Origin of the sequence: Streptomyces sp. NPDC090442 (assembly GCF_044769405.1) — a bacterium.
Lineage (GTDB): Bacteria > Actinomycetota > Actinomycetes > Streptomycetales > Streptomycetaceae > Streptomyces.
The window spans coordinates 1-13579 of record NZ_JBIVXW010000030.1 but is presented as its reverse complement, the minus strand read 5'-3'; the positions used below and the strand labels follow the sequence as shown (position 1 = coordinate 13579).

Sequence of the window (13579 nt, the reverse complement as noted above, 5' to 3'; positions counted from 1 at the left end):
GCGCACGGGGCGGCGGGCGGTGTATCGGCGTGGTCCGGCGCGGTCCCGTGCCCCGGCGCGTCAGCGGGTCGACAGAGGGGAGGCGGCCACCGTGCCGGTCCCGCCCGGAGTGGACGGGCATCCCGAACTCGGCCCGTATGTCGGCACGTTGCCACCGTTCACCGATCCGTATCGGGACATCGCGGCCACCGGGAGCGGTTCCGTGCCCTGCCGCGAACCGCCCGCCGTCACCGTGGCCGTCGCGTACCGGGGCGCCGACGAGTCGGACCGGGCGGACGCCGAGCCGGGCGCGTAGCGGCTCGGCGCGGGCACGGGGCACGGGGAGCCGGAGACCGCGGTCGCCGCGGCGCGGTGACGCCCTAAACTCGCCGGGTAGGGAGCCGTCCGCAGGCGGACGGCCGCCATCCGAGTCGCGAAGGGACAGCGTTGACCGACACCGAAGGGGCCGACGCCCCGGTCGCGGGCGAGGCGCCGGTCACCAAGTTGAGCCCCAAGGACCGCCGCAAGCGGATCACCGACCGGGTGCTGGCCGAGGGCCAGGTGACCATCGAGGACCTGGTCCAGGAGCTCGGCGTCAGCCAGATGACGGTGCACCGCGACCTGGACGCGCTGGAGCACCAGGGCTGGCTGCGCAAGGTGCGCGGCGGGGCCACGGCTACCCCCAGCGCGCTCTTCGAGTCCACCGCGCGCTGGCGCGGCAACGAGCAGGTGGCGGCGAAGGAGGCGATCTGCGCGGCCGCGCTGGCGATGGCCGAGCCGGGTCAGGCGGTGATCATCGACGACTCCAGTACGGCGCTGCCGCTGGCCCGTTCGCTCTCCGCGCGCGGCGCGTTCACCGTGATCACCAACTCCCTCCAGGTCATCAACGAGCTGGCGGAGGAGCCGGACATCCGGGTCATCGCGCTGGGCGGCGAGTACCACGCGGCGTTCAACGCCTTCCTGGGCATGTCCACCGCCGACATCGCCCGCAGCTTCCGCGCGGACATCGCCTTCCTGTCCACCTCGGCGGTCGACAACGGCCACTGCTACCACCAGGCGCAGGAGAACGTCCTGGTCAAGCGCGCGCTGATGGCCGCCGCCCGGCGCAAGGTGCTGCTCGTGGACCACTCCAAGTTCGGCCGTCAGGCGCTCTACGAGCTGGCGCCGCTGGCCGACTTCGATCTCGTCATCTCCGATGAACGCCTTCCCCAGGAGGAGCGGGACGCGCTTCAATCCCTGGGAGTGCGGTACGAGTTGGCGGCGGAGGGGAGTCGGCGGGGATGAGCGCGGACGAGGAGCGGGGCAGCGCCGAGGGGATTGGGGGCGCGGGGAGCCGCGACCTGGAGCGGGTCAATCCGCCGCATCTCGCGCCACCGACCGGATTCAGCCACGCCGTCCGCGTCACCGCCCCCGGCACCCTGGTCTTCCTCGCCGGGCAGACCGCCCTCGACGGCGCCGGCCGGATCGTCGGGGACGGCATCGTCGAGCAGTTCGAGCGGGCGCTGGGCAACCTCCTCGACGTGGCGGCCGCCGCCGGCGCCGGCCCGTCCGACCTGGTCAAGCTCACCGTCTTCGCGGTCGACGTGGCCGACTACCGCCGGCACGCCAGGGAGCTCGGCCGGGTGTGGAAGCGCCTGGTCGGCACGGACTTCCCGGCCATGGCCGTGATCGGCGCCGCCCGGCTGTGGGACGAGCCGGCCCTGGTGGAGATCGAGGGCATCGCGGTGGTGCGCTAGGGCGCCTCCGGCGGACCAGGCCCCGGCCCCGCTCATTCCTGGTACGTCGCCACCAGCGCCTCGGCGTCCGCCGGGGTGAGCGTGATCCCGAAGTCGCTGGCCAGCAGGCCCGGGATCTCCTCGGGGGCGACCTCGCGCGCCTCGCGCGACCAGTCGGCGCCGACCCGGGACAGTTCCCGGCCGACCAGCGTCCGGCGCTCCGCGAGCCCCGGCTTCTGCACCACGATCCTGCCGGTGAACGGGGACCGCGGGTGGGTCGAGATGTAGTGGTTGAAGACGGCGTAGTCGACCGCGAAGCGCGGTTCGGTCCCGAAGGAGTACAGGTCGAACCAGCCGTCCTCGTGGCGCGAGCGCAGCACCCAGGACGCGGTCTCCTTCTCGTAGGCCAGGCCGAAGGTCCAGGCGCCCTGCCGTTCCTCGACGCCGTCCCGCAACGGGAGCGGCGCGAGCAGCGCCTCGCCGCCGAAGCCGACGTCGGTGATCCAGTCCTCGCCGTCCAGCTCCACCCGCAGCAGGGCGTGGGTGACCGCCCGCACCTTGTCCTCGCCCATCCGGATCCGGGCGCCGAGCCCGGACACCCGGAAGCCGAGCCGCTCCAGCGCGGCCGCGTAGAGGAGGTTCTGCTCGTAGCAGTAGCCACCGCGCCGCTGCCGGACCATCTTGGCCTGGAGGGAGTCCAGGTCGAGCAGGATCGGGCGGCCCAGCACGATCTCCAGGTTCTCGAAGCCGATGGCGGCGCCGTGCGCGGCGTGCAGCTGCCGCAGCGTCGTCAGGTTCGGCCGGCGGTCGCCGTCGTAGCCGACGCGCGCCAGGTAGGCGTCCAGATCGAGCTGTTCGCCGCCCCAGGTGGTTGCGGTCATGGTGCGCTCCCCGTTCGTCGTGGCCCGCCGGTGCAGGGCCGTCAAGGAGCATAGGAGGCGGCCGCGACGGGGCGGATCGGCTGTCGGGACCAGGCCCGGCGGCGAGGGGACCTAGGACCCGCGACCGACCCGGGGGCCGGCGCCGCGCCGCGGGTCGGCCCGCCGTCCGTCACCGTCGCCCGCGCGCCCCGTCCGCCGGATCGGGCTTGAAGGCCCAGCTCATCCTGGGCTCCACGGCGAACCGGAAGATCCGCTGCACCGGTGGGGTGCACAGCAGCGTGACGATCGTGCCGGCGAGCAGCGTCACCAGCGCCTGGCCCCACGGCGTGTGGATCCAGTGGTGGTGGTACCAGCCCCAGAAGCGCGACCCCTTGGCCAGGAAGCCGTGCAGCAGATAGCCGTAGAGGGTGCCGGCGCCCAGCACCGTGAACCACGTCCGGCGGCCCGGCACCCAGGCGAAGAAGCAGACCACCAGCACCAGCGAGCAGCCGAACATGGCGAACGTCATCACCGGGCCGCTCCACCAGGGGGCGCCCAACTCCTGTGCGCTGTCCCGGTGGTAGAACCAGGCGGCGTTCATCCGCGGCGCGGCCCAGTAGGCGAAGGCCAGCGCGCCCGCGGCGATCGGCAGCGCGGCGATCCGCACCGGGCGGCGGCGGACCCATGCGAAGTGCTCCGACCGCAGGTTGAGCCCCAGCACGAAGAACGGCAGGAACTGGAGCACCCGTTGGAGGTTGAGGTCGTCGCCGATCTCCGGCGAGAAGGACGCCAGGACCGCGACGGTCAGCGCAAGCGGCAGCGGCCAGCGCACGATCCGCCACAGCGGGGTGGTCAGCCGCCAGATGAACAGCGCAATCAGGAACCACGTCAGGTACCAGGGCGACAGCAGGCTGATCGGATGCCCCGGGTCGTCGTCCGCCCAGCGTTTGAAGAAGGCGTAGGCCACCTCGAAGAGCACGTACGGGACCGCGACGCCGGTGATCAGCCGCTGCAACCGGTCCCTGCGCAGGTCGAAACTGCGCGAGAAGTAGCCGGAGATGATGATGAACGCCGGCATGTGGAAGGCGTAGACGGTGAGGTAGAGCGCCGCCGCGGACCGGCTGCCGTGGCGCAACGGCTCCCAGGAGTGGCCCATCGCCACCAACACGATGGCCAGGTACTTGGCGTTGTCGAAGAAGGCGTCGCGGGACGCGGCCCCGCCGCCGGTCGCCGCCGTGTCCGCGCGCCGCTCGGCCCGTTCGCGACCGCTCCCGTCCGTCGCCTCCGGGGACGCCCCGGCGGGCGGTGCGGTCACCGCGGAGAGCGTGGCCGTCGAGGTGCCCGGGCCCTCCGCGCCCGCTGCGCGGTCCGCGTCCTTGGGCAGTTGCCGGGGCAGCGGGACCCGCCGCTCGCCGTACGCCGGAATCTCGTCGGTCAACGGTCCTCCCGGATCGCGTCTGCCGGAGGAGCCGGACGCCGAGACGCACCGGGCCCCGCAACGGAACCCAAAAGCCGGATCCGGCGTCTTACTTGATTTACGGGGGTCGTGGCGTCGAACATCCCAGGCACCATAGCCGCGGCGGCGGAATCCCGTAAATCCCGCCCCGCCGCGCCCGCGCTTCGCGCCGAAATACCGCATCACTCCGCCGTCGACCCGGGCAAAATGCCGCAAAATACGAGCAGAAGACGACACCCGAAAGACAGGGACGAACAGCCCCAACTCCGGTACGGAGCAGCGGATCCGACAGGCCGTCAGCCGTGTCGACCGCGCGCGGCGGTCAGTCGATGACGCCTTCCACGGCCCGGGTCCGGACCGCCCGCACGCTGGCGTCCGCGCCCACGTCCCACGCGTAGATCTCCAACCGTTGGCCGTGCGGCCCGCGCAGCCGGTGCACGGCGCGCGCCCATCGCGAACTGACCTGGGACATCCGGGGGTTGATCTCGTCGGCGAAGCGCGCGTAGCGCCGTAGCTTGCCGATCGACGGCCGTCCCAGGATCCCCGTCCGCACCTGCGGCATCAGCTTGTGCACCCGCTTCACGCAGCGCACGCAGAAGCTCTGGATCACCAGCCGCTGACGGAGGTGGGTGTGGTCCAGCCAGCCCCGCGCGCGCAGTTCGCTCAGGGCCTGCGCCTCGATTCCCGGATACTGCTCGGGCACCTTGAGTTCCAGCAACAACCCCTGGTGGTTGTGGTCGAGCCGGCGCAGATAGTCGGTCAGCGTGGGCACCCGCACGCCGGCGAACCGCTTCCCGAACCACCTGCCGGCGTCCAGCCGCGCGATCTCGGCCGCGGTGAAGTCCCGCACCCGCCACGGCGCCCGGTGCGGGAAGACCTCGGCGGCGTTGGTGGTGCGGTTCAGCGTGGTGTCGTGCATCACGATCAGGCGGCCGTCCTTGGTCCGCTGCACGTCGTTCTCGACCCAGACCAGCCCCCGGCGGTGCGCCGCGTCGACGGCGGCGAGGGTGTTCTCCGGCGCGTACCGGGAGGCGCCCCGGTGGGCGATCACGAACGGGGTGCGGTGCCCGGCCCGGATGCTCACCACCGATCCGCCCCGGGTGGCCAGTTGCTGACGGCCCTCCGGGCCCGACGCCAGCGCGGACGACGCGATCGTCGCCGTCACCAGGAACGCCAACCCGCCCGAGGCGAGCTGCCACCGCCGCCGGATACGCAACGCTCTCCGCACCACCGGGAGCCTCCTGTCGCTCGGCCACAGACGCCGCCACTGCCTCTGCGTCGGGCCGCTCGACACAGCCCTGCCCACCGACCCTGCCCCCGTCCGGGCGCCCCCGCCAGGCGGAACCGGCCCCCGACGCCGCACGGCACCGCCCCCGTTCTGCCGTACGGGCAGTTCAGGGACGGTGCCGTGGAGGTCGGGCGGGCCCTTGGCGGCGTTACTCCTTCAGGGCCGCGGCGGCGGCGTAGTCGAGGATCGACATCGCCCAGCCCTGAAGGTCCTGGTCGGCGTCGGCCGCGGCCTGGGCCCAGCGCAGGCGGCGGTCCCGCGAGACGTTCACCTGGATCCGCAGGGTGATGCGCTCGGCGTCCTGGGCGACCAGGTCGTCGGGGCGGCCCTCGCGGGCCGCCCTGACGCGGGCGCGCAGGAAGTTCCTCGACCAACTGAGCCGCTCCGCGCGGTCCAGCCAGTAGTCCTGCTCGCTTTCCGGCAGGCTGGCCAGTTCGGCGTGGTGCTGGAAACTCAGTCCCGAACGGCGGCGCAGCGGCGAAAAGCGCCGGGCCACCCAGGCGTAGTTGCGCAGCGTCTGGTAATCGAGCTGGGTTTCCTCGACGGCCCGCTGATAGCGGTCCGGATAGGCGGACCGGCCGTAGATGAGCCAGTCACCGAGCCACCAGGCCGAGGAATCCGCGGCCACATAGAGCTGTTTGCCTATTCTTTGCCAATCGTCCAACGAAATACCGGACGGCAATTCAAGCGTCGTGCGGCGCGCGGTGGCCTTCTCCGCGGACCTTGACAGCTTGCCCGCGCCTTTCGGCGCGGCCGGCATCGTTGCACGGGAACGAGCCCGTACATGCATTTCCCCCATGATGAACTGCCTCTGTCGTGCTTAGTCAGTTGACGACTGATCGCAGGCACCACTATCCAGCCACGGCCGAGCCCTGTCTATACCCGTTCTTTAACTTCCGGGTTTCCTTGACGCGTTCTGTAGGGCGCCTTCCCGGCCTCCGTGCCGAAGGCGTCATTCCGCTCAGCGGTGGTCGTCCAACTCGCCGGCGTCCTGCACCAACAGCGCCACCTGGACGCGGTTGTTGAGGCCGAGTTTGGTGAGGACGGCGGAGACATGCGTTTTGACCGTGGAAACGCCGAGATAGAGCGCGGCGCCGATCTCGGCGTTGGACTTTCCCTGGCCGACGCCGAGCGCCACCGCGCGCTCGCGGTCGTTGAGCAGCGCCAGCCGCTCGGCGGCCGCCCGGCGGCGCCGCGAGTGGTCCGGCGCCGAGACCACCTGGTCGATCAGCCGCTGGGTGACCGCCGGCGAGAGCACCGGCTGGCCCTGGGCCACCCGCCGGATGGCCGCGACGATCTCCGGTGGCGGGGTGTCCTTCAGCGCGAACCCCGCGGCGCCGGCGCGCAGCGCGCGCAGCACGTACTCGTCGGCGTCGAACGTCGTCAGGACGAGGACCTCGGGGGCGTCGTCCAGGGCCCGCAGCGCCTCCGTGGCGGCCAGCCCGTCCATGACCGGCATCCGCACGTCCATCAGGACCACGTGCGGACGGTGCTGCCGGACCAGTCCGATCGCCTCGGCCCCGTCGCCGGCCTCGGCGACGACGCGGAGGTCCGGAGCGCCGCCCAGCATCACCGACAGGCCCGCGCGAACCAGCGGATCGTCATCGACGATCAGCACGTCGACCGTGGAGGAAGCCACCGTGGCGGACTCGGCTGGGGTCATGCGGTCAGGGTAACCGGTGCCCCCTGAGCGGCCGGTCGGGACCGAAGTCGGCCGCAGGTGGGTACTTTGGTCGGCCGCGGCGCCCGGACGGTGGCACTTCGGTCGCCGCCCGGGGTACCGATGGCCGATCCGCCCGCCGGCCGCGGCCGCCTAGCGTGGCCGCATGGCAAAGCTGGTGCAGCTCCTCGGGCTCTTCCTGGTCGTCGCCGGAATCAGCGGCACCGTCGACCAGTTGGCCACCCAACCCTTCCTGAGTCCGGTGCTCAACTTCGTCAACCGCTACGTCATCCCGCACGTCGCGCCGCTCCAAGGCTACGAGATCATCTGCAACCTCTCGCTCTCGGTGCTCGGGTCGATCCTGGTGATCGTGGCTAATCGCGCGCAGACGGCGGTGCGTTGACGGGGAACCAGGCCCTTCGGCTTCCCCAGCCACTGCGCGTAGGCGAGAATCAGGTTGTCCAAACGGAAGCGGTCGGCGGCCACTTCGTGCAGCAGGCCGGCGTCGACGAGGGCGTGCAGGGCGTAGTGGCACTCCGCCCGGTCCAGACCGCTGAGCGCGGTGGCCAGCGGCACCGTGACGACGTGCGCGTCCTGCATGCCGAGCGCGATCAGGACGTGCGCGGCCTCGGGCGGGAGCGCGGCGTAGGACCAGCCGATGACGGTGCTCAGCGAGGACTCGCGGTCGCCGGGCAGCTCCAGGAAGTCGACCGGGTCGCCGTCCTCGAAGCAGGCGAGCGCGTCGTCGGGCGAGGGCGCGACCTTGATCCGCGTCGCGGCGATGCGCAGCGCCAGCGGCATGCCGCCGCAGGCGGCCACGAGCCGTTGCACGGCGGGGCGGTGGCGGGCGGTGAACGGCTCGCCCACGATCCGGCTGAACAGCCGGAGGCCGTCCTCCTCGCCGATCCCCCGCAGCACGATCCGGCGCGCGCCGTCCCTGGCGATCAGCCCCGCGAGGCCGTTTCGGCTGGTGACGACCACCAGGGAGGACGGCGTGCCCGGGAGCAGCGCGCGGACCTGCTCGGCGCTGGCCGCGTTGTCCAGGACGATCAGCAGCCGACGGTCGGCGACCAGGCTGCGGTAGGCCGCCCGGGCGTCGATGCTCTCGGACGGCGGGGGCTGGCCCATGGCCGCGACCAGGTGGCGGATGGCGGCCTCGGGCGTCTTGCGCGCGCGGGTGCCGACCGCGTGCAGATCGACGTGGAGTTGGCCGTCCGGGTAGCGGTGGGCGCTGGCGTGGGCGAAGCGGGTGGCCAGCGCGGTCTTGCCCACTCCGGGGCCGCCGGTGACCAACAGCAGCGTGGGTTCGGCGGCCGCCTCCTCCGCCAGCCGGTCGAGCCGCGCGAGCTCGGCGGTCCGGCCGGTGAAACCCGGGACGTCCCGGACGAGTTGGGAGAGCGCTCCCGGCGGCCGGCGGTCCGCGGCGGGCGCCGGGGGCTCGGGCGCCGGCGCGGTGCCGGCCTCGCCGCGCAGCACCCGCTCGTACAACGTCCGCAACTGGGCGCCCGGTTCCATGCCCTGCTCCTCGACCAGCAGCTTGCGCAGGGCGTGGTACTCCCTGATCGCGTCGGCGTGCCAACCGAGTTCGACGTAGGCGCGCATCAACAGGTAGCGCAGGCGCTCCCGTAGGGGGTGGTGGTGGACCAGGGCGGAGAGCTCGCCGACCAGGGCGACCGGGCGGCCCAGTTCCATCATCAGCTCGGCGCGGTCCTCCAGCGCCAACAGGCGGGCCTCGGCCAGCCGGGCGCGCTCGGCGTGCACGAAGGGGCCGATCGCGCCCTCGTACGGGGTGCCGCGCCACAGGGCCAACGCCCCCTGGAGCTCCCGGACCGCCCGGGGCGCGGCCTGTTCGGCGCGCAGCGCCCGCGCGGTGGCGAGGGCGGCGCCGAACCGCTGGACGTCCACCCCCTCGGGTGCGACGCGCAGCGTGTAGCCGGAGCGGTCCGAGACCAGTAACTCCGCCTGGTCGCCGCGACCCTTGGGCCGCAGGGAGTTCCGCAGTCGCGAGACATAGGTGTAGACGCTGTTGACGGCCGTCGCCGGGGCGTTGTCGCCCCAGATCGCCTCCACCAACTCGTCCCGGCTGACGGTGCGGTTGGCGTGCGTGGCGAGCACGGCGAAGATCGTCCGCTGGGTCGGCGACCCGAGCTCCAGACGGCTTCCGTCCCGTATCGCCAATACGGGGCCGAGAAGTGTTGCGGTCAGAGAGGCAGGCATGCGTTTCCCCCTCCTACTCCCCTCCGGCGTGATCATAGCCCAGCAATAGACGCGCTCCGGTGCACGCCCTTATCTACCGGCAGGACTTGGCACAAGCCGCGCGAATGGTGCGGGTTCGGTTGCCGGATCCGGCCCGCGATCCGGTTTCCGTCCCGCCGGCGGGACGCCGAACGCCGCGCCCCGCCCCTACCCACCGCCGTGCACAGCGGACCCAACCTGGGCGTTTGGAGGGCGTCCAGATCCCATCAAGGAGGGAGTGGCGCCCGCCGTGTTCTATTAACGAAATGCCACGCAGCGAGAGGCGGTGAGGGGAGTGCTCGATGGTGCTCTGCGTAAATCGGTGAGCCCGGTCGTCGCGACCAAGGGGGACGACTCGCGAACCAACCTGACGGCGGCGCCGGGACGGGCGATGCGGAGGCGAACCGCCCTCTGCATCCCACGGGGGATGTCCATCGATTCCTGGCGGAGCCTGGGCCGACAGCTCCAGGAGATTTCCAGCTCCTCCGCCTGGTGGCTCGGCGACTGGCTGCTCTACGGTCAGGCCGAATTCCCCAACCGCTACAAACACGCCATCGCGCAGACCTCGCTCGACTATCAGACGCTGCGCAACTACGCCTGGGTCGCCCGCCGTTTCGAACCGCACGAACGGCACGAGCGGTTGAGTTTCCAACACCACGCCGAGGTCGCCGGACTGCCGCAGGAGGAGCGCGGGCAGTGGCTGTCCCGGGCCGCCGAACACGGCTGGTCCCGAAACGAACTGCGGCGCCAGGTAAGGGCCCGGAAGGAAATCAACGGCACCTCGCGCGCGGCGCAGTTGAAGATGAAACCGGACGACGGGCAGCGCGAACTCTGGCAGGCCGCCGCCCTGCACACCGGAAAAGACCTGCTGACCTGGATCACCGCGGTTCTCGACGACGCCTCGAAATCCGCCCCGGCCATCAACAGCGGCTGATACCGCGGTAATTCGCCCGACATCATCGCGTTTCCCGAGAAAGCCGGGGCACCATGGCGGCATGACTGGACTCAAGGTGCCGCCCCTGGCGCTTTCGGCCGGCGCCGGCGACCCCCAACTCCGCCCGCCCCGCCACCGCGTGGAGCGGCGGGCGGTGTGGTGGTGGACGATCCGGGTCGCCCTGTCGATGGTCGTGGTGGTCGGTGGCCTGGGGATCACCTACTGGCTGTGGGAGGCGTCCCGGACCTGGGTCGGTCCGGTGCTCGTCGCGGTGGCGGCCGCGCACGTGGTGACCGGCGCGGTGATGCCGGGTTGGCGTTACCGCGTGCACCGCTGGGAGTGCACCGACCTCGCCGTCTACGAGCTCAAGGGCTGGCTGGTGCGGGAGTGGCGGATCGTCCCGATCTCCCGCATCCAGAGCGTCGACGTGGCGCGCGGCCCCGTCCAGCAGTGGCTGGGCCTGGCCACCCTCCGGGTCGTCACCGCGTCGCACGAGGGCCACGTCAAGATCGTCGGCCTGGACGCCGACGTGGTGGCGGCCGCCGCCGCGGAGCTCACCGCGCTCACCCAGGCCACCCCGGGGGACGCGACATGACGACCGTGGACGCCCCGGAGCACGCCGCTCCCGCGCCCGGGCCGCCCGACGCCGACGTGCCCTGGCAGCGCCTCGACGGCCGGCTGATCTGGGTCAATCTGGCGCGGCTGGTGCTCTCCACGCTGCCGACCGTGCTCTCGATGGTCTTCTTCGGCACCGGGCGGCACCTGTCGGACCTGTGGCCGGCGATGGTGGCGACCGGCATCGGCATGTTCCTCAGCGTCGCCGACGTGGTGCGGTGGCTGCGCACCCGTTACCGCATCACCGACGAGCTGGTGGAGATCAAGACGGGCCGGCTGATGCGGGTCTACCGCCAGGTCCCGCGCGAGCGGATCCGGGCGGTGGACCACAAGGCGAAGCTGCGGCACCGGCTCGCCGGGCTGCGGGTGGTCGTCATCAGCTCGGGACGGACCCGGCCCGCGCTCCGGCTGGACGCCGTCTCCACGCAGAAGGCGGGCGCGCTGCGCCGCGAGCTGATGCCCGGCGGCGCGCCGGACGAGGCCGGGGCCCGGGAGGGCGCGGCGCGGGAGACCGTCATCGCCCGGGCGCGCTGGTACTGGATCTTCTACAACGTCATCAACATCTGGGGGATGCTCGTCGGCGGGCTGCTGCTGTGGAGCCTGGACGGGCTGCTGGCCCTGGTCAACGTCGACCTCACCGGCGCCCTCGGGCACCTCATCGACCGGCTCGCCACGGGCCGCGCCGGCCGCTGGGCGCTGTGGGCCGCGGTGGTCGCCGTGCTCGGCTTCGCCGCCCTGGCCAGCGGCTTCGTCAAGGACAACTGGCACTTCCAACTCGTCCGCCGGGCAAAGGAGGACGGCACCTCGCTGGTCACCCGGCAGGGCCTGCTGTCGACCCGGGAGGTGCACCGCGACGACCGGCGGCTGCGCGGCATCCACCTGAGCGAACCGCTGTTCTGGCGCTGGATCGGGCTCACCGAGACCGCCGTGATCGCCACCGGCCTGGCGAGCTGGTCGCTCACCAGCGAGCCGGCCAGCAGCATCCTGCCGCGCGGCCCGATCGCCGAGGCCCGGCGGGTGGCCTCCCTCGTACTGCCGGGCCCGGTACGGCCGTTGGAGGAGCCGCTGCGCCGCCATCCGCGCGCCGCGCTGTACCGGCGGCTGCTGTGGGCGGCGGTCTGCTGCGCCGCGCTCGGCGGCCTGTTGGCCTGGCTCGGCGCCACGCACGTGGTGCCCGGGTGGCTCTGGACCCTCCCGCTGGGGGCCGCGCCGCTGGCGGCCGTGCTGGCGGTGGTCGCCTACCGGACGCTGGGGCACACCTGCGCCGGCCGGTACCTCGTGCTGCGGCACGGCCTCATGCGGCGGGAGACCGCGGCGCTGTCGCGGGAGGCCGTACTGGGCCTGAAGGTCCGCCAGTCGCTGGTGCAGCGTTGGTGGGGGCTGGTGAGCCTGGGCGTGCCGACCGCGGCCGGGCTGCGCTTCTACCAGGCGCCGGACATGACGGTGGAACAGTTCATGACGCTCGCCGACGAGGCCGCCCCGGAGCTGCTCGCCGAGTTTCTCCAGCCGGCGCCGGAGCGCAATTCCGCGGGGCCCGTCGAGTAATTCCCCGGCGACAACTCCCGTATCGCCGGCGGGATACGGAAAGATGCCAGGCGGCGTGGCAATCCCGGACCTAAAGCGATGTGCGCCTAATCGATGCGCGCCCTATCGATGTGCGCCGCGGAAATCCCTCGTTTCCCGGCCGCCCGAATCGTCGACACCGGATATTTGGAGTACGCAGAAGATGTGGGAGATCAAACTGGCGGACGGGTTTTCCGTGAGCGCCCTCGGCCTCGGCTGCAGTTCGATGTCCTACGGCTATGAGACCGGTCCGCGGGACGACGCCGAATCCGTCCGGGTCATCCACCGGGCGCTGGATCTGGGCGTCACCCTCTTCGACACCGCCGATGTCTACGGGCCGTTCACCAACGAGGAGTTGATCGGTCGGGCGCTGCACGGGCGCCGGGACCGGGCGGTGGTGGCGACCAAGTGCGGGATGGTCACCCGGCCCGACGGCCGGTTCATGCGCGACGGCCGGCCGGAGCACCTGCGGCGGGCCTGCGACGCCTCGCTGCGGCGGCTGCGCACCGACACCATCGACCTGTACCAACTGCACCGCGTGGACCCGGCGGTGCCGCTCGCCGAGACCTGGGGCGCGCTGGGCGAACTGGTCACCGCGGGCAAGGTCCGCGCGCTGGGCATCTCGCACGCCACCCGTGCCGAACTCGACGAGATCCACGCCGTGTTCCCGCTCACCACGGTGCAGTACGAGCTGTCGGTGTGGGCGCCGGGGAGCAAGCGGGAGATCCTGCCGTGGTGCCGGCGCAACGGCGTGGGCTTCCTCGCCTTCGCGCCCATAGGACGCGGTTTCCTCTCCGGCCGGGTCTCCCCCGAGCAGTTGGACGCGGGCGACTCCCGGGTCCGGGACCCGCGCTTCGGGGCCGAGGCGATGCGCGCCAACGAGGCGATCCTGGAGGGCCTGCGCGAGATCGCCGCCCACCACGACGGTGCCACGCCCTCCCAAGTGGCCATCGCCTGGGCGCTCGCGCAGGGCCCGGACGTCGTGCCGATCCCCGGCACCCGGCACCTGCGCTGGCTGGAGGAGAACGTGGCCGCGGCCCAACTGCGGCTCACCGCCGAGGAGCTGGACCGGCTCGACACCCTGCCGACGGCCGTCGGCGAGATGCACTGGGACCGGCTCCGGGAGGACCGCACGGGCCCCGCCGACGCCCCGGACGCCGCCGACGCCCGGCCGGCCGACTAGGAGTTGTCTTCAAATGTCACGCCCACATCAGGAGCGCTGCGAGGGTGATGGCTGCTTGGTAGGACTCGGCTGTCTTGTCGTAGCGGGTGGC

At 72.2% G+C, this 13579-nt stretch carries 14 protein-coding genes; 8 read left to right on the top strand and 6 right to left on the bottom strand.

All coding sequences use genetic code 11. The features are described from left to right. Positions 1–91: 91 nt before the first annotated feature. The 3 genes from ACIQU6_RS21560 to ACIQU6_RS21550 all read left to right on the top strand — a co-directional run bounded on the left by ACIQU6_RS21560 (position 92) and on the right by ACIQU6_RS21550 (position 1715). Positions 92–295, top strand: a complete 204-nt coding sequence (locus ACIQU6_RS21560) for a hypothetical protein (RefSeq protein WP_403483270.1) — start codon at positions 92–94, stop codon at positions 293–295. Positions 296–426: 131 nt separating this feature from the next. Next, the gene (locus ACIQU6_RS21555; protein WP_403483269.1) at positions 427–1263 is read left to right on the top strand and encodes a DeoR/GlpR family DNA-binding transcription regulator; all 837 of its coding nucleotides are present in this window, start codon (positions 427–429) and stop codon (positions 1261–1263) included. Beyond that, a complete protein-coding gene (locus tag ACIQU6_RS21550; RefSeq protein WP_403483268.1) occupies positions 1260–1715 on the top strand; it encodes a RidA family protein in 456 nt (151 codons plus the stop codon). The genes ACIQU6_RS21555 and ACIQU6_RS21550 overlap by 4 nt, the downstream gene beginning before the upstream one ends. A 32-nt stretch (positions 1716–1747) precedes the next feature. On the opposite strand, the gene ACIQU6_RS21545 is transcribed toward ACIQU6_RS21550, so the two are convergent. From ACIQU6_RS21545 to ACIQU6_RS21525, 5 genes are all read right to left on the bottom strand, one after another. Beyond that, positions 1748–2575 carry an arylamine N-acetyltransferase gene (locus ACIQU6_RS21545; RefSeq protein ID WP_403483267.1) on the bottom strand — a complete coding sequence of 276 codons (828 nt, stop codon included), beginning with the start codon at positions 2573–2575 and terminating at the stop codon, positions 1748–1750. Between the two features lie 169 nt (positions 2576–2744). Further along, entirely contained in the window at positions 2745–3992 is a 1248-nt protein-coding gene (locus tag ACIQU6_RS21540) for an acyltransferase family protein (protein ID WP_403483266.1), read from the bottom strand. 340 nt (positions 3993–4332) lie between these two features. Next, positions 4333–5241 carry a glycerophosphodiester phosphodiesterase gene (locus ACIQU6_RS21535; protein WP_403483265.1) on the bottom strand — a complete coding sequence of 303 codons (909 nt, stop codon included), beginning with the start codon at positions 5239–5241 and terminating at the stop codon, positions 4333–4335. A gap of 205 nt (positions 5242–5446) precedes the next feature. After that, a complete protein-coding gene (locus tag ACIQU6_RS21530; RefSeq protein ID WP_403483264.1) occupies positions 5447–6058 on the bottom strand; it encodes an LmbU family transcriptional regulator in 612 nt (203 codons plus the stop codon). 201 nt (positions 6059–6259) lie between these two features. Continuing rightward, on the bottom strand, positions 6260–6961 hold the full coding sequence (locus ACIQU6_RS21525) for a response regulator (RefSeq protein ID WP_403483263.1): 702 nt from the start codon (positions 6959–6961) through the stop codon (positions 6260–6262). Between the two features lie 163 nt (positions 6962–7124). On the opposite strand from ACIQU6_RS21525, the gene ACIQU6_RS21520 reads away from it, so the two are divergent. After that, positions 7125–7361: a hypothetical protein gene (locus tag ACIQU6_RS21520; protein ID WP_403483262.1), complete on the top strand. Its 237-nt coding sequence runs from the start codon at positions 7125–7127 to the stop codon at positions 7359–7361. Here ACIQU6_RS21520 and ACIQU6_RS21515 read toward each other — a convergent pair. Then, positions 7274–9175 carry a BTAD domain-containing putative transcriptional regulator gene (locus ACIQU6_RS21515; protein ID WP_403483261.1) on the bottom strand — a complete coding sequence of 634 codons (1902 nt, stop codon included), beginning with the start codon at positions 9173–9175 and terminating at the stop codon, positions 7274–7276. The two genes, ACIQU6_RS21520 and ACIQU6_RS21515, sit on opposite strands and share 88 nt — an antisense overlap. Before the next feature lie 409 nt (positions 9176–9584). On the opposite strand from ACIQU6_RS21515, the gene ACIQU6_RS21510 reads away from it, so the two are divergent. From ACIQU6_RS21510 to ACIQU6_RS21495, 4 genes are all read left to right on the top strand, one after another. Further along, positions 9585–10127 (top strand): LmbU family transcriptional regulator, encoded by a 543-nt coding sequence (locus tag ACIQU6_RS21510; protein ID WP_403483260.1) that lies wholly within the window; start codon positions 9585–9587, stop codon positions 10125–10127. A 61-nt stretch (positions 10128–10188) separates the two neighbouring features. Continuing rightward, complete coding sequence (locus tag ACIQU6_RS21505) at positions 10189–10722, top strand: PH domain-containing protein (protein WP_403483259.1); 534 nt, start codon at positions 10189–10191, stop codon at positions 10720–10722. Further along, the gene (locus ACIQU6_RS21500) at positions 10719–12287 is read left to right on the top strand and encodes a PH domain-containing protein (RefSeq protein WP_403483258.1); all 1569 of its coding nucleotides are present in this window, start codon (positions 10719–10721) and stop codon (positions 12285–12287) included. Before ACIQU6_RS21505 ends, ACIQU6_RS21500 begins: the two co-directional genes overlap by 4 nt. A gap of 181 nt (positions 12288–12468) precedes the next feature. Then, on the top strand, positions 12469–13488 hold the full coding sequence (locus ACIQU6_RS21495; RefSeq protein WP_403483257.1) for an aldo/keto reductase: 1020 nt from the start codon (positions 12469–12471) through the stop codon (positions 13486–13488). The last annotated feature ends 91 nt before the right edge of the window (positions 13489–13579 follow it).